We start from the raw sequence: 25,206 nt of genomic DNA on the forward strand, positions 1-25,206 counted from the left end.
ACGGCGCGAGCGGCCCGGCAAAGCCGGTTCCGCCGCACCCCTGGCTTCAAGCATCTTCACTCCAACGTTCATTCCCCCACCAGGAGACTGTCATGTCCAGCATCGATTACAGCGAGAAGATTCCGAACAACGTCAATCTCAGCGAAGACCGCACGCTGCAACGCGCGCTGGAACACTGGCAGCCCAATTACCTGCAGTGGTGGCAGGACATGGGCCCGGACGGTTCGCAGAACTTCGATGTGTACCTGCGTACCGCCGTCAGCGTCGACCCGCAGGGCTGGGCACAGTTCGACCACGTCAAGATGCCCGACTACCGCTGGGGCATCTTCCTGAACCCGGCCGAGCAGGAGCGCAAGATCCACTTCGGTGACCACATGGGCGAAGCCGCCTGGCAGGACGTGCCTGGCGAACACCGCGCCAACCTGCGCCGCATCATCGTCACGCAAGGTGACACCGAGCCGGCCTCGGTCGAGCAGCAGCGCCATCTGGGCCTGACCTGCCCGAGCCAGTACGACCTGCGCAACCTGTTCCAAGTGAACGTGGAAGAAGGCCGCCATCTCTGGGCCATGGTCTACCTGCTGCACAAGTACTTCGGCAAGGACGGCCGCGAAGAAGCCGAAGCCCTGCTCGAACGCAACAGCGGCAACGCCGACAACCCGCGCATCCTGCAGGCCTTCAACGAGAAGACGCCCGACTGGCTGAGCTTCTTCATGTTCACCTACTTCACCGACCGCGACGGCAAGTTCCAGCTCTGCGCCCTGGCCGAATCCGCATTCGACCCGCTGGCCCGCACGACCAAGTTCATGCTGACCGAAGAGGCGCACCACATGTTCGTGGGCGAATCGGGCGTGGGCCGCGTCATCACCCGCACCTGCGAAATGATGAACCAGCTCAAGACCGATGACGTGGGCAAGCTGCGCGCGGCCGGCGTGATCGACCTGCCGACCATCCAGCGCTACATCAACTTCCATTTCTCGGTGACCATCGACCTGTTCGGTGCCGACCAGTCGTCCAACGCCGCCACCTTCTACAGTTCGGGTCTCAAGGGCCGTTACGAAGAGGGCAAGCGCACCGACGACCACGTGCTCAAGGGCAATTCCTACAAGATCCTGGCGGTCGAGAACGGCGGCCTGGTCGAGAAGGAAGTGCCGATGCTCAACGCGCTCAACGAAGTGCTGCGCGACGACTACATCAAGGACTCGGTGGGCGGTGTGGACCGCTGGAACCGCCTGATCGAAAAGGCCGGTATCGACTTCCGCCTGAAGGTGCCGCACAAGGCCTTCCACCGCAACATCGGCTCGCTGGCCGGCGTCAAGGTCAGCCCGGACGGCCGCGTGGTGAGCGACCACGAATGGAACCAGCGCGTGGAAGAGTGGCTGCCTTCGGACACCGACCGCGCCTACGTGGGTTCGCTCATGGGCCGTGTGGTCGAGCCGGGCAAGTTCGCCAACTGGATCGCGCCGCCGGTCATGGGCATCAACCGCCAGCCGGTGAATTTCGAGTACGTGAGATTCGGATAACCCCCCTGCGCCGCTGCGCGGCTTCCCCCCTTTCTGGCGCGCCTTTGGCGCTTGAAGGGGGGACGATGCGAGTGGCCCGGCGAAGCCGGTTCCACCGCATCTCTGGACCAGGCACGCGCGCCGGAGCGATGTGTGGTTTGGTTTGCTTCTTCGCCTCGCGAGCCTGTGAGCGTGAGCCCGGGTGGCTGGCGCAGTGAGGTAAAGGAGGAGCCGGCCGCAGGCCGGCGGGGGACACGAACGGAGTCAGCCACCCGGGCTCACGCGGTGTCTCCACGAAGTCAACACACGCCACACACAATAGAGCTCCACGAGACAACAGTACCGGAGACAGAAGATGAACGCCCCCATGGAAGCCGCCGTCATCAAGCAGCACCTGATCGACCCCGAGATCTGCATCCGCTGCAACACCTGCGAATCGATCTGCCCGGTCGGCGCCATCACCCACGACTCGCGCAACTACGTCGTCGACGTCAGCAAGTGCAACTGGTGCAACGACTGCATCTCGCCGTGCCCGACCGGCTCCATCGACAACTACCGCCGCGTCGTGCGCGGCAACGCCTACACCGTGGAAGAACAGCTCGGCTGGGACGAACTGCCCGTCGAGCTCTCGTCGGGAGAGCTGGCCGCCCAGTCGGCCGAGGCTGGCCTCGGTGAGGCAGAAGCCGAACCCCAGGAGACGGCCGCCCCCGCTGCCGATCCGGCTGGCCAGGCCACGTTCAACTCCGCCCAGTACGGCGCCACGATCCCGCCCTGGAGCGCGGCCCACGCCTACACCAACCTCTACGGCCCCAAGGCCGCCGAAAAAACCGTCACCGCCACCGTCACCGGCAACCTGCGTGTCACCGAGGTCGGCAAGGACTACGACACCCACCACGTCGTGCTCGATTTCGGCAGCATGCCCTTCCCGGTGCTTGAAGGCCAGAGCATCGGCATCGTGCCGCCCGGCGTCGACGCCCATGGAAAGCCGCACCATGCGCGCCAGTACAGCATCGCCAGCCCGCGCAATGGCGAACGCCCGGGCCACAACAACCTGTCCCTGACCATCAAGCGCGTGCTCGAAGACCATTCGGGCCAGCCGGTGCGCGGCGTCGCCAGCAACTACATGTGCGACCTGAAGGTGGGCGACCAGGTGCAGGTCATCGGCCCCTTCGGCGCCAGCTTCCTGATGCCCAACCACCCGAAGTCCAGCATCGTCATGATCTGCACCGGCACCGGTTCGGCGCCCATGCGCGCGATGACCGAATGGCGCCGCCGTCTGCGCGCCAGCGGCAAGTTCGAAGGCGGCAAACTGATGCTGTTCTTCGGCGCCCGCACACCGGCCGAGTTGCCGTACTTCGGCCCGCTGCAGAACCTGCCCAAGGACTTCATCGACACCAACTTCGCCTTCTCGCGCGAAGCCGGCAAGTCCAAGCGCTACGTGCAGGACGCCATGCGCGAACGCGCCGCCGACCTGGCCGCGTTGCTGCAGGACCCGAACGCCTGCTTCTACGTGTGCGGCCTCAAGGCCATGGAAGAGGGCGTGGTGCTGGCCCTGCGCGACATCGCCACCGGTGCCGGGCTCGACTGGGATGTGGTCGGCAGCGCACTCAAGCGTGAAGGACGTCTGCATCTCGAAACCTATTGATGGCCCCGGGACATACAGGGGTGCGGCGACAGGCGTAGCATGAAGGCCTGTTTCGCTGCACCTGTCCCATGCCCCTCCGTATCGGAATCACCGCCCGCCTGCTGCACGATCCGCCCCCCGGCCTGGGGCTGCCCCAGAAACGGTTGCAGTTCCTCGAAAGCTCCATGGCGCACTGGATCATGGGGCACGGGGCCATCGCCCTGATGGTGCCCTTCATCGACGAAGCCGCCCCGGTCTCGCCCCGCCGTGTCCCCCTGGCCGCGATCGTCGATCTGCTGGACGGCTTGGTGCTGCAGGGGGGGGCGGACATCAGCCCAGGCACCTACGGCGCCACCGCCGGCCACCCCGACTGGGCCGGCGACCCGATCCGCGACCGTTACGAACTCGCCCTGCTGCGCGGTTTCATCGAAGCGGGCAAACCCGTGCTCGGCATCTGCCGCGGCGCCCAGCTCATCAACGTGTACCACGGGGGCACCCTGGTGCAGGACATTCCCTCGATGTGGCCGAACGCCACGGTGCATCAGGACACCGAGCACTACGACCGGCTGCTGCACGAGGTGGCCTTCGAGCCCGGTTCGTTGCTCGACGGGCTCTACGGCTCGCAGGCTTCGCGCCACATCACCAGCATCCACCACCAGTGCGTCGACCGCCTGGGTGACGGGCTGGCGATCGAGGCGCGCAGCCCGGTTGACGGTGTGGTCGAGGCCATCCGTCGCCAGGGGCCGGGTTTCGTGCTTGGCGTGCAGTGGCACCCGGAGTTCCACCTCACGCCGTCCGAGCAGCGCCAGGGCCTGCTCGACAGCGGCCCCATGATGCAGGCGTTCCTCGACGCCGCGCGCCAGCGCGCCGACCGCCACCGGCCACCCGCATAAACTCGGGGCCCCGTCGTCTGGCCGCTGGCCAGCGTTTCCACCGCCCCCGACCGATTGCCATGAGCCGCGAAGTCCACATCATCGACCACCCCCTGGTGCAGCACAAACTGACGCTGATGCGCCGCCAGGACACCAGCACCAAGAGTTTTCGCGAACTGGTGCACGAGCTGTCTGCCCTGCTGGCCTACGAGCTCACCCGTGACATGCCCATGCAGACGCTCGAGATCGAGACGCCGCTGGAAACCATGAGTTCCCGCGTGATCGACGGCAAGAAGATCGTGCTGGCCTCCATCCTGCGCGCCGGCAACGGCTTCCTCGACGGCATGCTGCAGATCATTCCCGGTGCGCGCGTCGGCCACATCGGCCTGTACCGCGATCCGGCCACGCTGCAGGCGGTGGAGTACTACTTCAAGATGCCCAGCGGCATGGAGGAGCGCGACGTGATCGTGCTCGACCCCATGCTCGCCACCGGCAACTCGGCCGTTGCCGCGGTCGACCGGCTCAAGCAGACGAACCCGCGTTCGATCCGTTTCGTCTGCCTGGTCACCTGCCCGCAGGGCCTGAAGACCTTCCACGATGCCCACCCCGACGTGCCGGTCTACACCCCGGCTGTGGACCGGGGCCTGAACGAACACGGCTACATCGTGCCGGGCCTGGGCGACGCCGGCGACCGCATCTTCGGCACGAAATAAGGGCCACCCCTGCGCCGCGCCGGTGGTGCGCCCCCCTCAACGGGGCGACGCGGGTGGCCTGGCGGAGCCAGTTCCACTGCATCCTGGTCCGGAGCCGCGCACGGGTAAAGATGCCTTATGCCTTGCCTGCTGCGCGGGTGGCGGGCTTGGGTTAAGGTTCGGGCATGGCTGCACTTCCCATTGCTTTCTGGTCCCTCGGCTGGCGTTCGCTCTGGCGCGACTGGCGTTCGGGGGAGTTGCGGCTGTTGCTGCTGGCCGTCACGCTGGCCGTGGCCGCGCTCACGGCTGTGGGGTTTTTTGCCGACCGGCTCCAGGGTGGCCTGCATCGCGATGCCCGCGCGCTGATCGGCGGCGACGCGGTGATCAGCAGCGACAACCGGCCGCCTCCGGCGTTTGCCGAAGAAGCCGGGCGGCTCGGCCTGCAGGCGGTGCAGACCCTGGTGTTCCCCACCATGGGCCGCGCGCGCGACGAGGACGGGGGCGCGGCACGCCTGGTGGCCTTGAAAGTGGTGGCGCCCGGTTACCCACTGCGCGGCACCTTGCGCGTGGCCCCGGCGCCTGGTCAGCCCGATGCCGCCACGGCGGAGATTCCCGCACCCGGTACCGCCTGGGTGGACGAAGCGCTGCTCAATGCGCTGGACCTGCGGGTGGGGCAAGCGCTGTTGCTGGGCGACGGCAGTGTGCGCATCGACCGCGTGCTCACCCAGGAGCCTGATCGCGGCGCCGGGTTCATGAACTTCGCGCCGCGCGTGATGATCAACACCGCCGACCTGCCCGCCACCGGTCTGGTGCAGCCGGCCAGCCGCATCACCTGGCGTTTGGCGGTGGCCGGGCCCGACAGCGCGGTCAAGACCTTCTCCGACTGGGCCCAGGCCGAAATCGACCGCAGTCACGTGCGCGGCACGCGCCTCGAATCGCTCGAAGGCGGCCGACCCGAAATGCAGCAGACGCTGGCGCGGGCCGAAAAATTCCTCAATCTCGTGGCCCTGCTGGCCGCGCTGCTGTCGGCCGTGGCCGTGGCCATTGCGGCGCGCGGCTTTGCCCAGAAGCACCTGGACGACTGCGCCATGCTGCGCGTGCTCGGCCTGCCCCAGGGCACCATGGCGCGGGCCTACGCGCTTGAATTTTTGCTGATCGGCCTGGGCGCGAGCGTGCTGGGCGTGGCGCTGGGCTACGCGGTGCACCACGCTTTCGTGGTGCTGCTGGCGGGCCTGGTCGATGCCGCTTTGCCCGCGGCCAGTGTCTGGCCCGCGCTGCTGGGGGTGGGCATGGGGATCACGCTCATGGCCGCCTTCGGGCTGCCGCCCGTGCTGCAACTGGCGCAGGTGCCGCCGCTGCGCGTGATCCGGCGTGACGTCGGCCAGCTCAAGCCCGCCACCCTGGCCGTGCTGGGCCTGGGCGTGGCCGGTTTCGCCGTGCTGCTGCTGGCCGCGAGCCGCGACCTGGTGCTCGGCGGCATTGCCGTCGGCGGTTTTGCGGCGGCCGTGGCGGTGTTCGCGCTGGCGAGCTGGGGGGCGGTCAAGCTGCTGCGGGCCAGCGTCAACGAAAGCACCGCGCCGCGCGCGCTGGTGCTGGCCACGCGCCAGTTCTCGGCGCGGCCCGGTTACGCGGTGGTGCAGATCAGCGCCCTCGCTGTGGGCCTGCTGGCGCTGGTGCTGCTGGTGCTGCTGCGCACCGACCTGATCGCGAGCTGGCGCAACGCCACGCCGCCCGATGCGCCGAACCGTTTTGTCATCAACGTCCAGCCCGACCAGGCCGAGGCCTTCCAGCAGGCGCTGCACCAGGCCGGCGTGGAGCGCTACGACTGGCACCCGATGATCCGCGGTCGGCTGGTCGGCATCAACGGGCAGACCGTGCAGCCAGACCAGTTTGCGACCGACCGCGCCCAGCGGCTGGTGGAGCGCGAGTTCAACCTCTCGCACATGGCGCAACTGCCCGACCACAACCCCGTGGTGCAGGGCCGCTGGACACCGGACGAGGCCGACGGCCTGAGCGTGGAAGAGGGCCTGGCCGAGGAACTGGGGCTCAAGCTCGGTGACACGCTCACCTTCGACATCGCCGGCATGCCGGTGGAACGGCGCATCACCAGCCTGCGCAAGGTGGACTGGGGTTCGCTGCGGGTCAATTTCTTCGTGATCTTCCCGGTGGCCGACATGGCCGACGTGCCGGTCACCTACATCAGCGCCTTCCGCGCCCCTGAAGGCAACCCGCAGTTCGACAACACGCTGGTGCGCGCCTTCCCGAACATCACCAACGTGGACATGAGCCAGACCATTGCCCAGGTGCAGCGCGTGCTCGGGCAGGTGATCCGGGCGGTGGAATTCCTCTTCGGCTTTGCCCTTGCAGCCGGTCTCGTGGTGCTGCTGGCCACCATCACCGCCACCCGTGGGGAGCGCGAGCGCGAGTTTGCCGTGCTGCGCGCGGTGGGCGCTTCGTCGGGCCTGCTGCGGCAGGTGCAGCGCATCGAGCTGGCGGGCGTCGGCCTGCTGGCGGGCTTCATCGCGTCGCTGGTGGCGGTGGCCGTGGGCTGGGCGCTGGCACGTTATGCTTTCCAGTTCGCCTGGCAGCCCCCGCTGCTGGTGCCGCTGGCAGGCAGCCTGGCCGGTGGTGTGCTGGCCCTGGCCGCCGGCTGGTGGGGCCTGCGCAGCGTGCTGCGCACCCCGGTGGTGGAAACCCTGCGCCGCGCTGCCACCTGATCGCCCTCCGACCATGACTTCTGCACCCGACACTTCCGACCCGACGGCCTCTTCCGCCCGGCCTGCCACCCCCTTCGAATGGATCGGCGGCGAGCCGGCGGTGCAGCGGCTGGTCGACCGCTTCTACGACCTGATGGACATCGAGCCCGGCTACCGCGAACTGCGCGCCGCGCACGGCAGCACGCTGAACGATGCGCGCCAGAAGCTGTTCTGGTTTCTCTGCGGCTGGCTGGGCGGTCCCTCGCACTACGAAGACCGCTTCGGCCATCCGCGCCTGCGCATGCGGCACATGCCGTTCCAGATCGGCATCCTCGAGCGTGACCAGTGGCTGGCCTGCATGGACCAGGCCATGGGCGAAACCGGGGTGCCCGACGAACTGCGCGCGCGCCTGCGCGAGAGCTTCTTCAAAACCGCCGACTGGATGCGCAACACGCCATAATCGGCGCCCTCCCGCTTCCGAACCGCGCTGCGCGCCGGTGGTCCCATGCCCTTGCTGTTCCCGGCCATTCTGGCCATGGCCACCGTCGTGGTGGCGTCCAACATCCTGGTCCAGCACCTCTTCGGTGCCTGGCTGACCTGGGGCGCGTTCACCTATCCGCTGGCCTTCCTGGTGACCGACCTGGTCAACCTCAAGGCCGGAGCGCGTGCCGCGCGGCAGGTCGTGCTGGCAGGGTTTGTGGTGGGCGTGGCCTGCTCGTTCGTGGGCAGCCAGATCGCGGGCGAGTTCGGTCCGCTGGTCACGCTGCGCGTGGCCATCGCCTCTGGCCTGGCTTTTCTGACGGCCCAGTGGCTGGACGTGGCGGTGTTCGACCGGCTGCGCCAGGGCTCGTGGTGGCGCGCGCCGCTGGTCTCCAGCCTGGTGGGGTCGGCCGTGGACACGGTGCTGTTTTTCAGCGTGGCGTTTGCCGCACCGCTGGCCTGGGTGGACCCGGTCACCGACGTCGCCTGGGCCAACGAGGTGCTGCCGCTGCTGGGCCTGGGGCCCCAGGTGCCGCTGTGGGTGTCGCTGGCCCTGGCCGACTGGCTGGTCAAGCTGGCGCTGGCCTTGCTGGCGCTGGTGCCGTTCCGCTGGATCGCGGCGCAGTGGCTGGGGTGGCGCTGGCGTCAGGCCGGCCGCTGACCCTCGCTGCGCAGCGCACGCACCGGGCGCAGCAGCACCACCAGCGCCCCGGCGCCGCCATCGATGGGGCGGGCCTGCACAAATGCCAGAACCTCGTTCTTCTGCACCAGCCAGCGCTGCACCCGTCCCTTGAGCACCGGCTGGCGCCCCGGCGAGCCCAGGCCCTTGCCGTGCACCACGCGCACACAGCGCAGGCCGACCTGGTGTGCTTCGCGCAGAAAGCGTCCCAGCGCCTCGCGCGCTTCGTCGGTGCGCAGGCCGTGCAGGTCGATCTGGCGCTGGATGCTCCAGTGGCCGCCGCGCAGTTTGGCGGTCACGTCGGGCCCGATGCCCGGGCGCCGGAAGCTCAGTTGCTCATCGGTGTGCAGCAGGGTCTCGACGTCGAATTCGTCCGACAACGCCTCGCGCATCACCGATTGTTCGTCGCGCTGGCGCTGTGCGGGGACCGGGTCCAGCGGCGGGCGGTGTGGATGCGCTCGCTCCGGTTGGGCCAGCGGCCTGACAGGGCCGACTGCGGTCGCAAAAAGGCAGCGTTCGCGCTGTGCGGCCAGTTGCCGCTGCCGCTCGGCGTGCACACGGGCGGCCTCGGCCTCGCTGCGGCGGCGGATTTCGCGCTGCAACGTTTTCAGCTCGGCCAGGCTGTGCACTTTCATGAAGGCATTGTCGCGCAGGCCTGTGGCGGCGGATGCCGGTCTCCCTAAAGGGCACAAGGTGTGGTGGGGTGGCGTCTGCCACCTCACCCATCCAGCAGGATCCTGCCAACCGATGGCTGCGCTCACAGGTGGCCGAGCTGTTCCTGGAGTGAGCAGGCTGCTGGACGGGCGCGGTGTCAGACCAGCCCCATCTCCGCCATCGACGCCGCCTGCTCGCGCGTGACGATGAAGTGGTCCAGCACACGCACGTCCACCAGCGCCAGCGCCGCCTTGAGCGACTGCGTCAGCGCCTCGTCGGCGCGCGAGGGGCGGGCTTCGCCGCTGGGGTGGTTGTGCGCCAGCACCACGGCGGCGGCATGGTGGTGCAGCGCGCGCAGCACCACCTCGCGCGGGTAGACGCTGGTCTGCGTGAGCGTGCCGCGGAACAGCTCTTCCATGGCGATCAGGCGGTTCTGGCTGTCGAGGAACAGCACGGCAAACACTTCGTGGGCCCGCGCGCCCAGCTGCAGTTGCAGGTAGTGGCGGGCGGCGGCCGGGCTGTCGAACAGCGGGCTCTGCCGCATTTCCTGCACCAGGGCACGGCGCGCCAGTTCCAGCACCGCCACGACCTCGGCGCGTTTGGCGGGGCCCAGGCCCTTGATGGCGCGCAGGGCCTCGGCATCGGTGTGCAGCAGGCCGCCCACGCCGCCAAAGCGGTCCAGCAGTTCCTGCGCCAGTTGCAGCACGTGTTTGCCGGCCATGCCGGTGCGCAGCAGCAGCGCCAGCAGCTCGGCATCACTGAGCGCCGCCGGACCGCGGGCGAGCAGTTTTTCGCGCGGGCGCGCGTCGGCGGGCAGGCTCTTGAGCCCGCGTTCGGCCAGGTCATTCATCTTTTTCCTCCCTGCAATCCCCTGCTTTTTACAATACGCAGTTTCCCGGGCCGCTGCCCGGGCCTCCGTTTTCGATGTCCGCCACCATGCCCCAAGTCCAAGAAGGCTCTTTCCTGACCCTGCACTACCGGATGACCGGCCCGCAGGGCCAGACCATCATCGACACCTTCGAGCAGGGGCAACCGGCCACGCTCAGCCTCGGCGCGGGGGAACTGTCGCCGGCCATCGAACAGCGCCTGCTGGGCCTGGAGGAAGGCACGCACACGGTGATCGAACTGGCTGCGGGCGAGGCCTTTGGCGAACGCCAGCCCGAGATGCAGCAATGGGTGGCGCGCAAGCTGCTCAACCAGCTGGGCGATCCGCACGAGCAGTACGCGGTGGGCGATGTGGTGCAGTTCCCCACGCCCGGCGGGCTGGGCACCTACGCCGGCGCGGTGCGCGAGGTGCGTGCCGATGGCGCGGTGCTGTTCGACTTCAACCACCCGCTGGCCGGCCAGCCGGTGCGTTTTGAACTGCAACTGATCGGTGTGCTGTGATGAACGAGATTCTTCTGGCCGAACCCCGGGGCTTCTGTGCCGGCGTGGACCGCGCCATCGAAATCGTCGAGCGTGCGCTGGCCAAGTTCGGCCGGCCCATCTACGTGCGGCACGAGATCGTGCACAACACCTATGTGGTCAACGACCTCAAGACCAAGGGCGCGATCTTCATCGAGGAGCTCGACGAAGTGCCGCCGGGTGCGACGCTGGTGTTTTCGGCCCACGGTGTCAGCCGATCCGTGCAGGAAGAGGCCGCGCGGCGCGGCTTCCAGATTTTTGACGCCACCTGCCCCCTGGTGACCAAGGTGCACGTGGAGGTGGCCAAGCTGCACCGCGAAGGCTACGAGTTCATCATGATCGGCCACAAGGGGCACCCCGAGGTGGAAGGCACCATGGGCCAGCTCGACAGCGGCATCCACCTGGTCGAGGACGAAGCCGATGTGCTGCGCGTGCAGCCGGCGCAGACCGACCTGCTGGCGGTGGTGACCCAGACCACCCTCAGCGTGGACGATGCGGCCGGCATCCTGGCCGCCGTGAAAGCGCGCTTCCCCAAGGTGCGCGAGCCCAAACAGCAGGACATCTGCTACGCCACCCAGAACCGGCAGGACGCCGTGAAGCTGCTGAGCCCGCAGGTGGACATCGTGATCGTGGTCGGCAGCCCCACCAGCTCGAACAGCAACCGCCTGCGCGAGGTGGCGCTCAAGCTCGGCACGCCGGCCTACATGGTCGACAACGCGGGCGAGCTGCAACCCGAATGGTTCGAAGGCAAGCTGCGTGTCGGCCTGACGGCCGGTGCTTCGGCGCCCGACATCCTCGTGCAGCAGGTGATCGAGCGCCTGCGCGATCTCGGCGCCATTGCCGTGCGGCGCATGGACGGCCTGACCGAAACCGTGAAATTCCCCCTGCCCAAAGGCCTGAAGATCGAAGGCGCTGCCGCGCCCGCCCACCTGCGGTAAGCCGGTCCCTACAATTTCCTCCCCATGCTAGACATCCTCCAACTCCGCAAAGACCTGGGCGCCGTCGTCGCGCGCCTGGAAAGCCGCAAACAGCCGCAGCCCTACCTCGACGTGGCCGCGTTCCAGGCGCTGGAAACCGAGCGCAAGACGCTGCAGACCCGCACCGAAGCGCTGCAGGCCCAGCGCAACAGCCTGTCCAAGCAGATCGGCATGCTCAAGGGCAAGGGGCAGCACGCCGAGGCCGATGCGGTGATGGCGCAGGTCGGCGAAATGAAGGCCGAACTCGAAGCCTCGACCGCGCGGCTGGACGTGATCCAGGCCGAGCTGCAGACCCTGCTGCTGGCCGTGCCCAACCTGCCGCACGAGAGTGTGCCGGTGGGCGCTGACGAAGCGGGCAACGTCGAGGTGCGCCGCTGGAGCCCCGACGGGAAAGGGCCGCGCAGCTTTGATTTCGAGGTTCGCGACCATGTGGACATCGGCGAAAAGCTGGGGCTGGACTTCGACACCGGCGTCAAGCTGGCAGGCTCTCGCTTCACCTTCATGCGCGGCCCGATCGCCCGCCTGCACCGGGCGCTGGCGCAGTTCATGCTGGACACGCAGACGCAGGCACACGGCTACACCGAGTGCTACACGCCCTACATCGTCAATGCCGACACCCTGCGCGGCACCGGCCAGTTGCCCAAATTTGAGGGCGATCTGTTCGCGGCCCGCAAGGGCGGGCAGGACGGCACCGACGACAACCAGGCGCTGTACCTGATTCCCACCAGCGAGGTGACGCTGACCAACGTGGTGCGCGACACCGTGCTGGCCGAGGCCGATTTGCCGATCAAGCTGACGGCGCACACCCCGTGTTTCCGTTCCGAAGCCGGCAGCGCCGGGCGCGACACGCGCGGCATGATCCGCCAGCACCAGTTCGACAAGGTCGAGATGGTGCAGATCGTGCATCCTGAAAAGAGCTACGAGGCCCTGGAGGCCATGACCGGCCACGCCGAAGCCGTGCTGCAGAAGCTCGGCCTGCCGTACCGCGTGATGGCGCTGTGCACGGGCGACATGGGCTTCGGTTCGGCCAAGACCTACGACCTCGAAGTCTGGGTGCCGGCGCAGGGGACCTACCGTGAGATCAGCTCGGTCTCCAATTGCGAGGCCTTCCAGGCGCGCCGCCTGCAGGCGCGCTTCAAGAACGCCCAGGGCAAGAATGAGTTGGTGCACACCCTCAACGGCTCGGGCTTGGCCGTGGGCCGTGCCCTGGTGGCGGTGCTGGAAAATTACCAGAACGCCGACGGCAGCGTGACGGTGCCCGAGGTGCTGCGGCCTTACCTGGGCGGGTTGGAGCGGCTGAGCGCCGACTGAGGCACGCCGCTGGCGCCCCCAAAAGTTGCCCCGGACCGGGGTGGGGCGCCTGAACCGCCTGGCGGGTGGACCGAGGGACCGGCACCGCGATGGAACTCACCGGTCTTTCATTTGCCCGCCACCAGACAAACACCAAGAAAAAACCGCCGGTCTTGCGACGCGGCGGTTTTCCTTTTTTTGCTGGCAGCGCACCGTTTCAAACGGCGGACCCGAGAGGGGTCCGGGCTGGTGGTCTGCCGGGGCAGGCCGGTGGCCGGTTTTTAGGCGGCTGCGGCCAGGGCCTTGACCTTGGCGGAGAGGCGGCTCTTGTCGCGAGCGGCCTTGTTCTTGTGGAAGATGCCCTTGTCGGCGATGGTGTCGACGACGCCTTGCATCTTGGCAAACAGTTCGGTGGCCTTGGCCTTGTCGCCGGTCAGAACAGCCTTTTCGACGTTCTTGACGGCGGTGCGGTACTTCGAACGCAGCGAGCTGTTGGCGGCGTTCAGTTTGACGTCCTGGCGGGCGCGCTTGCGGCCGGACGCCAGACGGGGGTTCTTTTTCTTCGGCTTGGTTGCCATGGGAGTAATCCTTTACGTGTTTGGGATGATGCCAGCAAAGCCGAACATTCTACCACGCGGCCGAGTGCTGTCGTGGCCGCCATCTGGTACCGGGTTGTTACAGGGGCCAGAGGGGAGCGGGGGCTGGCTTACACTGCCGCGGTGTCGCTGTTCAAGTCCGCCTCCCTCGTTTCCCTGCTCACGCTGGCGTCCCGCATCACCGGTCTGGTGCGCGAACTGCTGGTGGCATCCACCTTCGGCGCGAGCGCGCTGACCGACGCCTTCAACGTCGCGTTCCGCATTCCCAACCTGCTGCGCCGCCTGTTTGCCGAAGGCGCTTTCAGTCAGGCCTTCGTGCCGGTGCTGGCGGGCGTGCGCGAGACCGAAGGCGACGAGGCCACGCGGCGCATGGTCGACCAGATCGCCACCGTGCTCGTGTGGGCCCTGCTGCTGACCTGTGTGCTCGGGGTGGCCGCCGCGCCGGTGCTGGTCTGGGCCATGGCCAGCGGCCTGCAGCAGAACCCGCAGGGCTACGAGGCGGCGGTGGTCATGACGCGCTGGATGTTTCCCTACATCGCCTTCATGTCGCTGGTCGCGCTGTCGGCGGGTATTCTCAACACTTGGAAAAAATTTGCGGTGCCTGCGGCCACGCCGGTGCTGCTCAATGTGGCCATGATCGGTGCCGCCTGGCTGGGCGCACCGTGGTTCCGTTCCCTGGGCATCGAGCCGATCTACGCCATGGCGGTCGGCGTGATGCTGGGTGGAGCCCTGCAACTGGGGGTACAGATTCCCGCGCTGCGCCGGCTGGGCATGCTGCCGCACGTGAGCCTGCGCTGGTCGCACCTGAGGGCCGCCTGGAACCACCCGGGCACGCGCCGCGTGACCACGCTGATGCTGCCGGCCCTGCTGGGCGTGAGCGTGGCGCAGATCTCGCTGCTCATCAACACCCAGATCGCGTCGCACCTCACCACGGGCAGCGTGAGCTGGCTGACCTATGCCGACCGGCTGATGGAATTCCCCACCGCCATGCTGGGCGTGGCGCTGGGCGTGGTGCTGCTGCCGCAACTGGCGGCGGCCAGGGCGGCCGATGATGGCGACCGCTACAGCGGCCTGCTCGACTGGGGGCTGCGGCTGGTGCTGCTGCTGGCCGTGCCTTGTGCCGTGGCCTTGCTGACGTTTGCGCAGCCGCTGGTGACCGTGCTCTACCACTACGGCGCGTTCTCCGATGGCGACGTGCGCCAGACCGCGCTCGCCCTCATGGGCTACGGGGCTGGCCTGCTGGGGCTGGTGGCGATCAAGGTGCTGGCGCCCGGCTTCTACGCGCGCCAGGACATCCGCACCCCGGTCAAGATCGCGGTGGTCGTGCTTGTGCTGACCCAGTTGATGAACCTGCTGTTCGTGCCCATGCTGGCCCACGCCGGGCTGGCGCTGGCCATCGGGCTGGGGGCCATGATCAATGCCTTGTGGCTGCTGATCGGTCTGGTGCGCCGGGGCGCTTACCGGCCCGCGCCGGGCTGGGGCCGGTTTGCGCTGCAGGTGCTGGCGGCCAGCGCGCTGCTGGCGGTGTTCCTGATGTGGAGCGCCTCCAGCCAGGACTGGCTGGCGCTGGGCGCGCTGCCCTGGACACGCATCGGCTGGCTGACGGTCACGCTGCTGGGCGCGGCCGGTCTGTACTTCGGCAGCCTGGTGATGGCCGGCGTGCGGCTGCGCCAGTTCCTGAGGCGTTGAGCGGGGCAGGGCGCTCGCGCGACAATGTCGGCACCATGGCACTTCCGATCGACACCGCGCCCCCCACGCCCCTGGCCTATTTCGCGAGCCTGGTGCGCGACGACGACCACGTGCCGCTGCTGGAAGCGGCGGTGTCGATCGCCCAGGACGAATACCCCGACCTGGACGTGCAGCAGGTGCTGGGAGACATGGACCAGTTGCTCGAACGCGTGCGCCGCCGCTGTGCGGGCGATGCCGGGGCCTTGCAGCGGCTGCGGGTGCTCAACCAGTTCTTTTTCCACGACCTGGGCTTTGGCGGCAACGTCAACAACTACTACGACCCCGACAACAGCCACCTGAACGTGGTGCTGCGCACCCGCCGCGGCATACCCATCACGCTGGGGGTGTTGTGGCTGGAACTGGCGGAAGGGTTGGGGCTGAAGGCGCGGGGCGTCAACTTTCCCGGGCATTTCATGGTCAAGATCAACCTGCCCGACGGGCAGGTGGTGATCGACCCCTTCACCGGCCAGTCGCTGAGCCGGGAAGATCTGTCGGAGCGGCTCGAACCCTACAAACGCCGGCAAGGCCTGGTCGACGACTACGACGTGCCGGTTGGCCTGTACCTGCAGGCGGCGCCGCCGCGCGAGATCCTGGCGCGCATGCTGCGCAACCTCAAGGAAATCCACCGTTCGCAGGCCGACTGGCTGCGCCTGATCGCGGTGCTCGACCGCCTGCTGATCCTGCTGCCCGACGCCTGGGACGAGTACCGCGACCGGGGTCTGGCCTGGGCGGAAATGGGCGAGGCGCGCCTGGCGGTGGAAGACCTTGATCGTTACGTGACCCACACCGACAACGCCCAGGACCGCGAGGCCATGGCCCAGCGCCTGGCCGAGCTGCGCCAGGCGCTGAACTGAGTTCAGCCGGCGGCCAGACCGGGCCGGCCCGGCCGCCCCAGGCGGTGCCAGGTGCGGCGCAATTGCGCGTCGGAGCTGAAACCGGCAAACCGCGCTGCCTGCGACACGTTGTGCCCCGAGGCCAGGGCCGCTTCGGCCACCGTCAGCCGGATGCCTTGCAGATACGCCAGCGGGCTCACCCCGGCGTGCTCGGCAAACAGCCGGGCCAGGTGGCGCTCGGACGTGTGCGCCACCCGGGCCATGGCCGGAACGGTCCAGTCCTGCTGCGGCTGCTGGCTGATGGCGTCCTGCACACGGTGCACAGCGGCATGCAGGTGGTTGCGGTGGTGCAGGAACGGTGAGAGCTCCGGGTCGGCCGGGCCGCGCCGCAAGGCCACGACCAGCGCCTGGGCCACCTGGGCCGCAATCGCCGCGCCGGCATGGGTGGCCACCATGTGCAGGAAGAGGTCGATCCCGGTGGTGACGCCGGCGCTGGAGGCCACGGGCGGGTCCAGCACGAACACCCGGTTGGCCTGCACCTGGCAGGTGGGATCGGCCGCGCGCAATTCGTCCAGGTGTTCGTGGTGGGTGGTGGCCTGCCGGTTGGCCAGCAGGCCCGCGTGCGCGGCGTACAGCGCACCGGCGCACACGCACAGCAGTTCGAGCCGGCCGGCCCGGGGACGCAGGCCCCGCAGCCAGTGCAGCAGGGCGCGGGCCGGCGTGTTGTCCACATCCACGCTGTGCCCCGGGTGGCCGACGAGAACAACCCAGTCGCAGCCGGGCTCGCCGGCCAGGTCTGCGGCCAGCGATGGCAAAGGCGCGATCTGGCCGATGCGCGCGCCCACGGAGCTGGTGGTCTCCGGTTGGGGACCGATAAAGTGCAGGCCGAACAGCGCTTCGCGCCCTTGTGCCTGCAGGCTCTGGTTGGCCGCGCGCAGCACCTCGGCGGGGCCCGCCCAGTCGAGGATCAGGCTGCCTGGCAGCAGCACGAAATGGACGCGGATGGCAGGCATGGGGTGATGGAGGGTCAGGCGGCTTCGCGCTGCCAGCGGTAGTCCATCTGGCGGGCGGTGCGCTCGGCCAGGGCCTGGCCGGCAAAGCGCTCCACCAGGTGAAGGCTCATGTCGATGCCGGCGCTGATGCCGGCCGAACTGACGACGGTGCCTTCGTCCACCCAGCGGGCGTCGGGGTCGACCTGCAGGTGGGGCCAGCGCTGCCGCAGATCGGCCACATCTTCCCAGTGCGTGGTGACGCGGTGCGTGTGCACCACGCCCGCAGCCGCCAGCACGAACACCCCGGTGCAGACGCTGGCGGTAATGGGGCAGCGCGCCGCGGTCTCGCGCACCCAGGCGAGGGTGTCGGGGCAGGCCAGGGGGCCGTCGACCACACCACCGGGGACCACCAGCAGATCGCAGGGGCCGGCCGTCGCGAACGCGGCCTCGGGCAGTATCCGCAGTCCGGCACGGGCGCGCACCGGCCCGCCGTCGCGCGACACGCAGCGCACCTGCCAGCGGGCAGCGCTGGCGAGCCCGGCGGGTGCATTGGCGCCGCTTGCCAGCCGCGCGGCGACCCGGGCGGCGGTGGTGAACACCTCGTAGGGGCCGGCGAGGTCCAGGGCTTCGACCTCGTCGAAGGCCAGGATGTGGATGTTCAGCGCTGCGGTGGGCGCGGTCATGGCGTGATGGCCTCCAGGGCGTAGTCGGCGACCTGGCGCAGGGTGCAGAAGCGGCCCGCCAGCACGGTGGCGGTGCGGGCCTTGATCGCGTCGGCGCTGAGCACGCTGCCATCGGGCTGGGTCATGTCCCAGGTCAGGGTGGCTTCGGGCACGAAATCGACCTGCCAGCCCAGGTCGGACGCGTGGCGCGTGGTGGTTTCGCAGCATTGTTCCGTGCGGATGCCGCTGACGATCAGGTGGCGGATGCCATGGGTGGTCAGCCAGACGTCGAGCCCGGTGCCCACCAGGGCGCTGTGGCGGTGTTTGACGAACGTGGCCGCCGGTTCAAAATCGGCCAGGCCTTCAAGCGGCCGCACATGCCCACTGGCCTGGGCGAACGGGTTGGTCGGGGATTCCGGTCCGTCCGCATGCAGGATGCGGATCACCGGCACGCTGGCGTGCTGGCAGGCCGCGATCAGGGCGTTCTGGGCCGCCAGGTAGGCGGGCAGGTCGGCCTCGTTGAAAAAGGGGCGGTGGCGGAAGGATTCCTGGACGTCGATGACGAGCAGGGCGGCGTGGGTGGGAAGGGGCATCGGGTCTCCAGGCGGCGTGTCGGATCGACACGGTATGCCCCGCATTGTGGGCGTTTCACCGTCGCCTGTCCGTTTCAGGCCGGACCGGAAACGTGCATTTTCGGACATGAAAAAGGGCTCCCAGGGAGCCCTTCGGATGGTCGGTCCGGGCGCCGTTCAGGCGACCACCACCGACGCGCCGTCGCCCAGGGCGGCGATGGCGCCGATCTCGTAAACCGTCTCGCCCAGTTCGCGCAAGGTGGCGGCGCAGGCGGCGGCTTCTTCGGCGGCGATCACCACCACCATGCCGATGCCGTTGTTGAAGGTGCGGTTCATCTCGATGTCGTCGATACCGGCGACCTTCTGCAGCCAGGCGAACAGCTCGGTCTGCGGCCAGCTGCCCTTCTTGAGGTGGGCGGCCGTGCCTTCGGGCAGCACGCGCGGAATGTTCTCCAGCAGGCCGCCGCCGGTGATGTGGGCCAGGGCCTTCACGGGGTGCTTGGCGAGGGTGGCGAGCACGTTCTTCACGTACAGGCGGGTCGGCGCCATGATGGCCTGGCGGAACGGCTGGCCGTCCAGCGTGGCCGGCAAATCGGCGCCAGCGCGCTCGATGCACTTGCGCACCAGCGAAAAACCGTTGGAGTGCACGCCGTGCGAGGCCAGGCCCAGCACCACGTCGCCCGGCTTCACATCCCGGCCGGTCAGGATCTTGCTCTTTTCGACCGCGCCGACGCAAAAGCCCGCCAGATCGTATTCGCCGGCTGGGTACATGCCGGGCATTTCGGCGGTTTCGCCGCCGATCAGCGCGCAGCCGGACAGCTCACAGCCCTTGGCGATGCCGCCCACCACAGCGGCAGCGGTGTCCACGTCCAGCTTGCCGCAGGCGAAGTAGTCCAGGAAGAACAGCGGCTCGGCGCCCTGCACCAGCACGTCGTTCACGCTCATGCCGACGAGGTCGATGCCCACGGTGTCGTGCAGGTTCCATTCGAAGGCCAGCTTGAGCTTGGTGCCCACGCCGTCGGTGCCGCTCACCAGCACCGGCTCTTGGTAACGCTTGGGCACCTCGAACAGGGCACCGAAGCCGCCGATGCCGGCCATCACGCCTTCGCGCAGCGTCTTCTTGGCCAGGGGCTTGATGCGTTCGACCAGGGCGTCGCCAGCGTCGATATCGACACCGGCGTCTTTGTAGGAAAGGGGCGTGCTGCTGGAGGTCATGAAATGGGGGCGTCCCGGGGGCGCGGGCGGAAGTTCGGGGGGAGAGGGCTGCGGACGGCCGCCCAAGGGGGCCGACTAGAATCAGCACCGGATTTTAAGGGTTTGCCCCTTGCCCCTCCGTCGGCCGTGCCGACTCTTGCGGATCGACCCATGACCTTCACCCCTTACCAGCTGCGCCTGGCCGCCTGGGCCGCCATCGCCGTGGCGGTGTGGCTGCTGCTGACGATGCTGTCGCCGGTGCTGATGCCCTTCCTGCTGTCGGCGGTGCTGGCCTACGTGCTGCACCCCGGGGTGGAGCGTTTGCGCGCCAAAGGGGTCCCCCGCTGGCTGGGCGCCGGGCTGGCGCTCACGTTGCTGGTGATGGTGCTGCTGGCCGTGCTGCTGCTGATCGTGCCGGTGATCACCAAGCAGGTGCCGCTGTTCAAGGAGCAAGTGCCGCTGCTGCTGGACAAAGCCAGCGAAGGGGTCCAGCAACTGGGCGCCCGTTTCGGGATGGCCTTGCAGATCGACGTGTCCCTGATCCAGGGGTGGTTGCGCGGGCTGGTGGTGGCCAACGAAAGCGAGCTGATCAGCGGGCTGCTGTCGTCCTTGCGCATCGGCGGCAGCGCCGTGGCGGCGGTGTTCGGCAATCTGGTGCTGGCGCCCATCGTGGCCTATTACCTGCTGCTCGACTGGGACAACATGGTCGCGCGCGTCAAGCAGCTCATTCCGCCGCGCTGGCGCGCCAGCGTGCAGAGCTTTCTCGATGAGACGGACGAGGTGCTGGGCCAGTACCTGCGTGGCCAGTTGCTGGTCATGGGGGTGCTGGCGGTGTTCTACACCGTGGGTCTGGCGCTGACCGGGCTGGACCTGGCCTTGCCCATCGGCGTGTTCACCGGGCTGGCCGTGTTTGTGCCCTACCTGGGGTTCGGTCTGGGGCTGGTGCTGGGCCTGCTGGCCGCCCTGCTCGAATTCCAGAGCGTCTGGGGCGTGGCCGCCGTGGCCGGTGTCTACACCGTTGGTCAGGTGGTGGAGAGCTTTTTCCTGACCCCGCGCCTGGTGGGCGAGCGCATCGGTTTGCACCCCATCGCGGTGATCTTTGCCCTCATGGCCTTTGGCCATCTGTTCGGCTTCGTGGGCGTGCTGGTGGCATTGCCGGCCAGTGCCGTGCTGCTGGTGGGCATCCGCCGCGTTCAGGCGGGTTATCTGGCCAGCGATATCTATCTGCAGCCGCCTTTGCCGTCCGCGCCCCCGGCCCAGCGGCGCCCGGCACCGGAAGACAAGGCCTCATGAGCGCACCGATCGTGATGCGGCAGATGGCGCTGGACATCGGCATGGCGCCGGTGTCCACGCTGGACAATTTCGTGGCGGTGGGCAACGAGGCGGCGCTGGAGCACCTGCAGCTGTGGGCGGGCAACCCGCTGCGTTCGCCGGTACCCACCTTTCTGTGGGGCGAGGGCGGCAGCGGCAAGACCCACCTGCTGGGCGCCGTGCGCGAAGCGCTGCGAGAGCAGGGCGCCCGGGTCGGCTGGCTTGACGCCGGCACCCTGCACCCGGTTGCTTTTGACGACCACTGGGACGCGGTGCTGCTCGACGATTGCCAGCTCTATACCGCCGAGCAGCAGGCGGCGGCCTTCAACTGGTTCGTCAATGCGCAGACGCCTGCGCAGGGGCGCGCCCGCTGGGTGCTCGCCGCCGCCGACCGGCCGCCGGCCGACCTGCAGTTGCGCGAAGACCTGCGCACCCGCCTGGGCTGGGGCCACGTGTTCCAGCTGCACGCCCTGGGTGAAGCCGAGCGTCGCGCCGTGCTGCGCCGCGCCGCCGACGAGCGGGGCGTGTTCCTCGGCGACGAGGTGATGGATTTCATGCTCAACCGCTTCTCCCGCGACCTCTCCAGCCTGATGATGCTGTTGGACCAGCTCGACGCCTACGCCCTGCGCACGCAGCGCGCGGTCACCATCCCGCTGATCAAGTCGATGCTCGAAAACGAATAAGACCCTGCATGAAGCTTGCCCTGTTTGACCTGGACCACACCCTGCTGCCGCTCGATTCGGACTACGCCTGGGGCGACTTCGTCGTCACCCTGGGCTGGCGTGCGGCCGAAGCCCAGACCCACGCCAACGACTACTTCTATGAGCAGTACAAGGCCGGCACGCTGGATATCCACGAATACATCCGGTTCTCGGTGGACGCCCTGCGCGAGCACGGCGTGGCAGCCGCCGACGCGGCCCACCGGCGCTTCATGCAGGAGGTGATCGGACCGGCCATCCGGCCGGCGGCGCGCGAACTGGTGCAGCGGCACCAGGCCGCGGGCGACCAGGTCATCATCGTCACCGCCACCAACGAATTCGTCACCCGGCCGATTGCCCAGGCCTTCGGCGTTTCCGAGCTGATTGCCATCGACCTGGAGCGCGATGCCGCCGGCAACCCCACCGGAGCCATCCGGGGCACCCCGTCCTTTCGCGAGGGCAAGGTGGCGCGTGTGGAACAATGGCTGGCCGCGCGGGGCCTGGACTGGTCGCGTGTCGAACACAGCACCTTCTACAGCGACTCGATCAACGACCTGCCGCTGCTCGACAAGGTGCACGAGCCGGTGGCCACCAATCCCGATGCCCGGCTGACCGCCATCGCCGCCGAACGCGGCTGGCGCATCCTGAACCTCTTCGAATGATCAAGAAATTCATCGACAAGCTGCTGGGCAAGTCCGGCGGCAAGAAGGCCGGCAAATTCGGCCAGCGCGCCGACGTGCCGGCCAGCGTGCACGGCATCAACCCCAAGCTGGTGGACCAGCGCGCCATCGACGTGGTGCACACCCTCAAACGCGCCGGTTACGAGGCCTACATCGTCGGCGGCGCCGTGCGCGACCTGCTGCTTGGTCTGCGCCCCAAGGACTTCGACGTCGCCACCAACGCCACGCCCGAGCAGGTCAAGAGCCTGTTCCGCCGCGCCTTCATCATCGGCCGGCGCTTTCGCATCGTGCACGTGGTCTATGGCCGGGGGCGCGAGCACGAGGTCATCGAGGTCTCCACCTTCCGCGCCTACCTCGACAGCGCCGATGCCGAACAGGTCAGCGGCAACGAACGCACCAGCAAGGGCGAACTCTCGACCATGAAGCACGCCGTCGATGCCAGCGGCCGGGTGCTGCGCGACAACGTCTGGGGGCCGATCGAGCAGGACGCCGCGCGCCGCGACTTCAGCATCAACGCCATGTACTACGACCCCGAGACGCAGGTCGTGGTCGACTTCCACCACGGCATCCGCGACGCGCAGAAGAAAACCCTGCGCATGATCGGCGACGCCGCCACGCGCTACCGCGAAGACCCGGTGCGCATCATCCGCGCCGTGCGTTTTGCCGCCAAGCTCAGCCGCCTGGGTTTCAGCTTCGATGCCAAGACACAGGCGCCGCTGGCCGCCTCGCGCACGCTGCTGGCCGACGTGCCGCAGAGCCGCCTGTTCGACGAAATGCTCAAGCTGCTGCAGACCGGCCACGCGCTGGCCAGCATCGAGCAGCTCCAGGCCACCGGCCTCGGCACCGGCATCTACCCCTTGCTCGACGTGGTGGTGGAGCGCGCAGGCGACCCGTTCGTCCAGCGGGCGCTGCAGGACACCGACCGCCGCGTGGGCGAAGGCAAGCCGGTGGCGCCCAGCTTCCTGTTGGCCTGCGTGCTCTGGGCCGACGTGCGCAAGGGCTGGGAGCGCCGCCTGCAGCCCCGTGGCAACCAACGTCCGCCCACGCCGTTTGCCGCCCTGCAGGACGCGGTGGACGAGGCCTTCGATGCCCGCATCGGTGACGTCTCCGGCCGCGGCAAGCTGGGCACCGACATGCGCGAAATCTGGCTCATGCAGCCGCGCTTCGACAAGCGCGTGGGCAGCGGCCCATTCAGCCTGGTCGAGCAGCCGCGCTTCCGCGCCGGCTTCGACTTCCTGCGCCTGCGCGCGCAGACCGGTGAGGTCGAGGAGGAACTGGCCCACTGGTGGGAAACCTTCAGCACCGCGGACGAAGACCACCGCCAGGACATGATCGACGCCCAGCGCAAGTCCGGCCAGCCCAAAGGGGCGGGCAGCGGCAAGGCCCGGCGCGTGAAAAAGGGCGATGCCGACCATCCGGGCACCGGCGCCGCTGAGCAGGACGACCCGCGCTTCCGGCCGCCGGATACCGAGGCCGATGACGACGGGGCTGGTGAGCCGGGCGACGATCTGCCCGAATTGCGTACGCCCGATGGCATGCCTGCCGATGGCAGCGCACCGGCCAAGAAACGCCGTCGTCGCCGACGCAAGCCTTCGGGCAGCGGGGCCGCGCCGGCCGATGACGGTGGGGCGCCCCCGGCGGGCGAATGACCCTGGCTGGCGCCGCTCTTGCGCGCGACCCGGTGCGGGCCTGCGTGGCGCTGGGGGCCAATCTGGGTGATCCGGTGCAGGCGCTGCAGGCTGCGCTGGCGGCCTTGCAGGCCCATCCGGGCATTGCGGAGTTGCGCGTCTCGGGCTTCTACCGCACCGCGCCGGTGGACGCGACGGGCCCGGATTTTGTCAACGCGGTCGCGCTGCTGGACACGACGCTGACGGCTCCTGCGCTGCTGGACCTGCTGCAGGCCGTCGAGGCGGATGCCGGTCGGCAGCGGCCCTACCACCACGCGCCGCGCACACTGGATCTGGATTTGTTGACGTATGGCACGGCGCGCATCGTTTCGCCCCGGCTCACCGTGCCACACCCCCGTATGATGGACCGGGCTTTTGTTCTCGTCCCGCTGCACGATCTGGCCCCCGAACGGGTGCCGCCGGCGGCGCTGGCGGCGGTGCAACACCAGGTGGTGGAGCGGCTGCGCTGACGGGGCGGACCCTCCTGTCATGCCGTCCGTCTTTTCGCTCTCCCTGTTGTCGATGACCTGGCGCTCCGGGGCCTGGTGCCTGCTGGCGCTCATGGCCTGGGCGCTGCTGGCCGGCTGCACATCGACGCCGGCTCCCCGGGGCGAAGTGCAGCCCGAGCCCATGGCCTCCGGCGAGCTGGCGCAGTCGGACGTGAACCGCATGGCCACGCTGGGCATGCGCGACAACCTGGCCAGCCTGTTCCTGCTGATGGACAAGCTGTACCGGCGCAATCCCCAGGAGTGGCGCAAAGGGGGTTTTTCCAGCCGCGAAGCGGCGATGGACGCGGTGCGTCAGGCGCTCGAAGCGCGCCGGTCCTGGCCCGATCTGGCCCTGGCCGACAAGCGCGACATCGCGGCGCTGGCCGTGGCGCTCGACCCCGCGTTCGCAGGCGACCGGGTGGCGGCCTTCACCTATGGGTTGGGTGACATGCTGATCACCGCGCACGGCGGCAAGACCCGCTTCTACCTGCTCGACGGTCTGGACGCCCAGGCGCTCTACAACGCCGCCCGCAACATCGAGATTGCCGCGTGGATGCTGGCGCAGCGGCGCGACCGGGCGGGCAGGCCGCTGCTGCTGGCCGACGAGATCACGGCGCAGGCGCGCAACCTGAGTTTCGAGCGCGAGTTCGGCAAGATGATTGCGCGCGTGGACCTGCTGGCCTCGGTCACGACCGAAAAATACCGGCGCGCCGTGGTCAGCTATGTGCAGAACTTCGTGGGCGGCACGCTGTTGCAGTTCCTGCCTGTGCAGGCGGTGACGGCGCCATAGGGGGCCTTAGCAGGCTGTTGAATTTCGCTCCCATAAAACCTGGCATTCAGGAGCATCGTTGTAGATACTGACTGCTCGCTCAACAAGGAGTCCAGACGATGCGAGGTTCAGACGCGATGCAGGAGTCA

Annotated in this window: 25 protein-coding genes; 18 read left to right on the forward strand and 7 right to left on the reverse strand. The window is 68.6% G+C overall.

All coding sequences use genetic code 11. The features are described from left to right. Positions 1-92: 92 nt before the first annotated feature. The 7 genes from boxB to L0977_RS20345 all read left to right on the forward strand — a co-directional run bounded on the left by boxB (position 93) and on the right by L0977_RS20345 (position 8,524). Positions 93-1,520 carry a benzoyl-CoA 2,3-epoxidase subunit BoxB gene (gene boxB / locus L0977_RS20315; RefSeq protein WP_234266683.1) on the forward strand — a complete coding sequence of 476 codons (1,428 nt, stop codon included), beginning with the start codon at positions 93-95 and terminating at the stop codon, positions 1,518-1,520. Between the two features lie 334 nt (positions 1,521-1,854). Continuing rightward, positions 1,855-3,144: a benzoyl-CoA 2,3-epoxidase subunit BoxA gene (gene boxA, locus L0977_RS20320; protein ID WP_234266684.1), complete on the forward strand. Its 1,290-nt coding sequence runs from the start codon at positions 1,855-1,857 to the stop codon at positions 3,142-3,144. 68 nt (positions 3,145-3,212) lie between these two features. After that, positions 3,213-4,016 carry a gamma-glutamyl-gamma-aminobutyrate hydrolase family protein gene (locus L0977_RS20325; RefSeq protein WP_234266685.1) on the forward strand — a complete coding sequence of 268 codons (804 nt, stop codon included), beginning with the start codon at positions 3,213-3,215 and terminating at the stop codon, positions 4,014-4,016. Positions 4,017-4,075: 59 nt separating this feature from the next. Continuing rightward, positions 4,076-4,708, forward strand: a complete 633-nt coding sequence (gene upp, locus L0977_RS20330; protein ID WP_234266686.1) for a uracil phosphoribosyltransferase — start codon at positions 4,076-4,078, stop codon at positions 4,706-4,708. 164 nt (positions 4,709-4,872) lie between these two features. Continuing rightward, entirely contained in the window at positions 4,873-7,404 is a 2,532-nt protein-coding gene (locus L0977_RS20335; protein ID WP_234266687.1) for an ABC transporter permease, read from the forward strand. A 13-nt stretch (positions 7,405-7,417) separates the two neighbouring features. Then, the gene (locus tag L0977_RS20340) at positions 7,418-7,843 is read left to right on the forward strand and encodes a group II truncated hemoglobin (protein WP_234266688.1); all 426 of its coding nucleotides are present in this window, start codon (positions 7,418-7,420) and stop codon (positions 7,841-7,843) included. A gap of 45 nt (positions 7,844-7,888) precedes the next feature. Beyond that, the gene (locus L0977_RS20345; RefSeq protein ID WP_234266689.1) at positions 7,889-8,524 is read left to right on the forward strand and encodes a queuosine precursor transporter; all 636 of its coding nucleotides are present in this window, start codon (positions 7,889-7,891) and stop codon (positions 8,522-8,524) included. Here the strand turns inward: L0977_RS20345 and L0977_RS20350 are convergent. Then, the gene (locus L0977_RS20350) at positions 8,509-9,177 is read right to left on the reverse strand and encodes a Smr/MutS family protein (protein ID WP_234266690.1); all 669 of its coding nucleotides are present in this window, start codon (positions 9,175-9,177) and stop codon (positions 8,509-8,511) included. The genes L0977_RS20345 and L0977_RS20350 overlap by 16 nt on opposite strands. 176 nt (positions 9,178-9,353) lie before the next feature. Then, on the reverse strand, positions 9,354-10,046 hold the full coding sequence (gene radC / locus L0977_RS20355) for a RadC family protein (RefSeq protein ID WP_234266691.1): 693 nt from the start codon (positions 10,044-10,046) through the stop codon (positions 9,354-9,356). Positions 10,047-10,132: 86 nt separating this feature from the next. Between radC and L0977_RS20360 the strand changes: the two genes are divergently transcribed. Genes L0977_RS20360 through serS form a run of 3 tightly spaced genes read left to right on the forward strand, consistent with a single transcriptional unit; the run spans position 10,133 to position 12,888 of the window. After that, on the forward strand, positions 10,133-10,582 hold the full coding sequence (locus L0977_RS20360; RefSeq protein WP_234266692.1) for an FKBP-type peptidyl-prolyl cis-trans isomerase: 450 nt from the start codon (positions 10,133-10,135) through the stop codon (positions 10,580-10,582). Next, on the forward strand, positions 10,582-11,538 hold the full coding sequence (gene ispH / locus L0977_RS20365; RefSeq protein WP_234266693.1) for a 4-hydroxy-3-methylbut-2-enyl diphosphate reductase: 957 nt from the start codon (positions 10,582-10,584) through the stop codon (positions 11,536-11,538). The genes L0977_RS20360 and ispH overlap by 1 nt, the downstream gene beginning before the upstream one ends. 24 nt (positions 11,539-11,562) lie before the next feature. Next, on the forward strand, positions 11,563-12,888 hold the full coding sequence (gene serS / locus L0977_RS20370; protein ID WP_234266694.1) for a serine--tRNA ligase: 1,326 nt from the start codon (positions 11,563-11,565) through the stop codon (positions 12,886-12,888). A 260-nt stretch (positions 12,889-13,148) separates the two neighbouring features. Here serS and rpsT read toward each other — a convergent pair whose 3' ends face one another. Further along, positions 13,149-13,445: a 30S ribosomal protein S20 gene (rpsT, locus tag L0977_RS20375; protein ID WP_234266695.1), complete on the reverse strand. Its 297-nt coding sequence runs from the start codon at positions 13,443-13,445 to the stop codon at positions 13,149-13,151. 141 nt (positions 13,446-13,586) lie between these two features. Between rpsT and murJ the strand changes: the two genes are divergently transcribed. Together murJ and L0977_RS20385 are read left to right on the forward strand one after the other, a co-directional pair. Beyond that, positions 13,587-15,152, forward strand: coding sequence for a murein biosynthesis integral membrane protein MurJ (gene murJ, locus L0977_RS20380; protein ID WP_234266696.1), 1,566 nt, complete (start codon positions 13,587-13,589; stop codon positions 15,150-15,152). A 35-nt stretch (positions 15,153-15,187) separates the two neighbouring features. Continuing rightward, positions 15,188-16,045, forward strand: coding sequence for a SirB1 family protein (locus L0977_RS20385; protein ID WP_234266697.1), 858 nt, complete (start codon positions 15,188-15,190; stop codon positions 16,043-16,045). A gap of 2 nt (positions 16,046-16,047) precedes the next feature. On the opposite strand, the gene L0977_RS20390 is transcribed toward L0977_RS20385, so the two are convergent. The 4 genes from L0977_RS20390 to purM all read right to left on the reverse strand — a co-directional run bounded on the left by L0977_RS20390 (position 16,048) and on the right by purM (position 19,465). Next, entirely contained in the window at positions 16,048-17,037 is a 990-nt protein-coding gene (locus tag L0977_RS20390; protein WP_234266698.1) for a GlxA family transcriptional regulator, read from the reverse strand. A 14-nt stretch (positions 17,038-17,051) separates the two neighbouring features. After that, on the reverse strand, positions 17,052-17,699 hold the full coding sequence (locus L0977_RS20395) for a DJ-1/PfpI family protein (protein ID WP_234266699.1): 648 nt from the start codon (positions 17,697-17,699) through the stop codon (positions 17,052-17,054). Beyond that, positions 17,696-18,271, reverse strand: coding sequence for an isochorismatase family protein (locus tag L0977_RS20400; RefSeq protein WP_234266700.1), 576 nt, complete (start codon positions 18,269-18,271; stop codon positions 17,696-17,698). The genes L0977_RS20395 and L0977_RS20400 overlap by 4 nt, the downstream gene beginning before the upstream one ends. Positions 18,272-18,427: 156 nt before the next feature. Then, positions 18,428-19,465, reverse strand: a complete 1,038-nt coding sequence (gene purM / locus L0977_RS20405; RefSeq protein ID WP_234266701.1) for a phosphoribosylformylglycinamidine cyclo-ligase — start codon at positions 19,463-19,465, stop codon at positions 18,428-18,430. 150 nt (positions 19,466-19,615) lie between these two features. Between purM and L0977_RS20410 the strand changes: the two genes are divergently transcribed. From L0977_RS20410 to L0977_RS20435, 6 genes are read left to right on the forward strand one after another with little or no spacing between them, the layout of a single operon-like run. Continuing rightward, positions 19,616-20,737: an AI-2E family transporter gene (locus L0977_RS20410; RefSeq protein ID WP_234266702.1), complete on the forward strand. Its 1,122-nt coding sequence runs from the start codon at positions 19,616-19,618 to the stop codon at positions 20,735-20,737. A 14-nt stretch (positions 20,738-20,751) separates the two neighbouring features. Then, positions 20,752-21,438: a DnaA regulatory inactivator Hda gene (gene hda / locus L0977_RS20415; RefSeq protein ID WP_234266710.1), complete on the forward strand. Its 687-nt coding sequence runs from the start codon at positions 20,752-20,754 to the stop codon at positions 21,436-21,438. Positions 21,439-21,446: 8 nt separating this feature from the next. Beyond that, positions 21,447-22,115 (forward strand): HAD family hydrolase, encoded by a 669-nt coding sequence (locus L0977_RS20420; RefSeq protein WP_234266703.1) that lies wholly within the window; start codon positions 21,447-21,449, stop codon positions 22,113-22,115. Continuing rightward, positions 22,112-23,782 (forward strand): polynucleotide adenylyltransferase PcnB, encoded by a 1,671-nt coding sequence (pcnB, locus tag L0977_RS20425; protein WP_234266704.1) that lies wholly within the window; start codon positions 22,112-22,114, stop codon positions 23,780-23,782. Before L0977_RS20420 ends, pcnB begins: the two co-directional genes overlap by 4 nt. Then, positions 23,779-24,270 carry a 2-amino-4-hydroxy-6-hydroxymethyldihydropteridine diphosphokinase gene (gene folK, locus L0977_RS20430; RefSeq protein WP_234266705.1) on the forward strand — a complete coding sequence of 164 codons (492 nt, stop codon included), beginning with the start codon at positions 23,779-23,781 and terminating at the stop codon, positions 24,268-24,270. The genes pcnB and folK overlap by 4 nt, the downstream gene beginning before the upstream one ends. Before the next feature lie 19 nt (positions 24,271-24,289). Next, positions 24,290-25,078, forward strand: coding sequence for a hypothetical protein (locus tag L0977_RS20435; protein ID WP_442786657.1), 789 nt, complete (start codon positions 24,290-24,292; stop codon positions 25,076-25,078). Positions 25,079-25,206 lie beyond the last annotated feature (128 nt).

It is taken from the genome of Hydrogenophaga sp. NFH-34 (assembly GCF_021401345.1).
GTDB lineage: Bacteria > Pseudomonadota > Gammaproteobacteria > Burkholderiales > Burkholderiaceae_C > Hydrogenophaga > Hydrogenophaga electricum.

Excerpts from the sequence above, each read along its gene's own strand:
- boxB (WP_234266683.1), top strand. The coding sequence starts at position 93 with ATGTCCAGCATCGATTACAGCGAGAAGATTCCGAACAACGTCAATCTC.
- boxA (WP_234266684.1), top strand. The coding sequence starts at position 1,855 with ATGAACGCCCCCATGGAAGCCGCCGTCATCAAGCAGCACCTGATCGAC.
- L0977_RS20325 (WP_234266685.1), top strand. The coding sequence starts at position 3,213 with ATGCCCCTCCGTATCGGAATCACCGCCCGCCTGCTGCACGATCCGCCC.
- upp (WP_234266686.1), top strand. The coding sequence starts at position 4,076 with ATGAGCCGCGAAGTCCACATCATCGACCACCCCCTGGTGCAGCACAAA.
- L0977_RS20335 (WP_234266687.1), top strand. The coding sequence starts at position 4,873 with ATGGCTGCACTTCCCATTGCTTTCTGGTCCCTCGGCTGGCGTTCGCTC.
- L0977_RS20340 (WP_234266688.1), top strand. The coding sequence starts at position 7,418 with ATGACTTCTGCACCCGACACTTCCGACCCGACGGCCTCTTCCGCCCGG.
- L0977_RS20345 (WP_234266689.1), top strand. The coding sequence starts at position 7,889 with ATGCCCTTGCTGTTCCCGGCCATTCTGGCCATGGCCACCGTCGTGGTG.
- L0977_RS20350 (WP_234266690.1), bottom strand. The coding sequence starts at position 9,177 with ATGAAAGTGCACAGCCTGGCCGAGCTGAAAACGTTGCAGCGCGAAATC.
- radC (WP_234266691.1), bottom strand. The coding sequence starts at position 10,046 with ATGAATGACCTGGCCGAACGCGGGCTCAAGAGCCTGCCCGCCGACGCG.
- L0977_RS20360 (WP_234266692.1), top strand. The coding sequence starts at position 10,133 with ATGCCCCAAGTCCAAGAAGGCTCTTTCCTGACCCTGCACTACCGGATG.
- ispH (WP_234266693.1), top strand. The coding sequence starts at position 10,582 with ATGAACGAGATTCTTCTGGCCGAACCCCGGGGCTTCTGTGCCGGCGTG.
- serS (WP_234266694.1), top strand. The coding sequence starts at position 11,563 with ATGCTAGACATCCTCCAACTCCGCAAAGACCTGGGCGCCGTCGTCGCG.
- rpsT (WP_234266695.1), bottom strand. The coding sequence starts at position 13,445 with ATGGCAACCAAGCCGAAGAAAAAGAACCCCCGTCTGGCGTCCGGCCGC.
- L0977_RS20385 (WP_234266697.1), top strand. The coding sequence starts at position 15,188 with ATGGCACTTCCGATCGACACCGCGCCCCCCACGCCCCTGGCCTATTTC.
- L0977_RS20390 (WP_234266698.1), bottom strand. The coding sequence starts at position 17,037 with ATGCCTGCCATCCGCGTCCATTTCGTGCTGCTGCCAGGCAGCCTGATC.
- L0977_RS20395 (WP_234266699.1), bottom strand. The coding sequence starts at position 17,699 with ATGACCGCGCCCACCGCAGCGCTGAACATCCACATCCTGGCCTTCGAC.
- L0977_RS20400 (WP_234266700.1), bottom strand. The coding sequence starts at position 18,271 with ATGCCCCTTCCCACCCACGCCGCCCTGCTCGTCATCGACGTCCAGGAA.
- purM (WP_234266701.1), bottom strand. The coding sequence starts at position 19,465 with ATGACCTCCAGCAGCACGCCCCTTTCCTACAAAGACGCCGGTGTCGAT.
- L0977_RS20410 (WP_234266702.1), top strand. The coding sequence starts at position 19,616 with ATGACCTTCACCCCTTACCAGCTGCGCCTGGCCGCCTGGGCCGCCATC.
- hda (WP_234266710.1), top strand. The coding sequence starts at position 20,752 with ATGCGGCAGATGGCGCTGGACATCGGCATGGCGCCGGTGTCCACGCTG.
- L0977_RS20420 (WP_234266703.1), top strand. The coding sequence starts at position 21,447 with ATGAAGCTTGCCCTGTTTGACCTGGACCACACCCTGCTGCCGCTCGAT.
- pcnB (WP_234266704.1), top strand. The coding sequence starts at position 22,112 with ATGATCAAGAAATTCATCGACAAGCTGCTGGGCAAGTCCGGCGGCAAG.
- folK (WP_234266705.1), top strand. The coding sequence starts at position 23,779 with ATGACCCTGGCTGGCGCCGCTCTTGCGCGCGACCCGGTGCGGGCCTGC.
- L0977_RS20435 (WP_442786657.1), top strand. The coding sequence starts at position 24,290 with ATGCCGTCCGTCTTTTCGCTCTCCCTGTTGTCGATGACCTGGCGCTCC.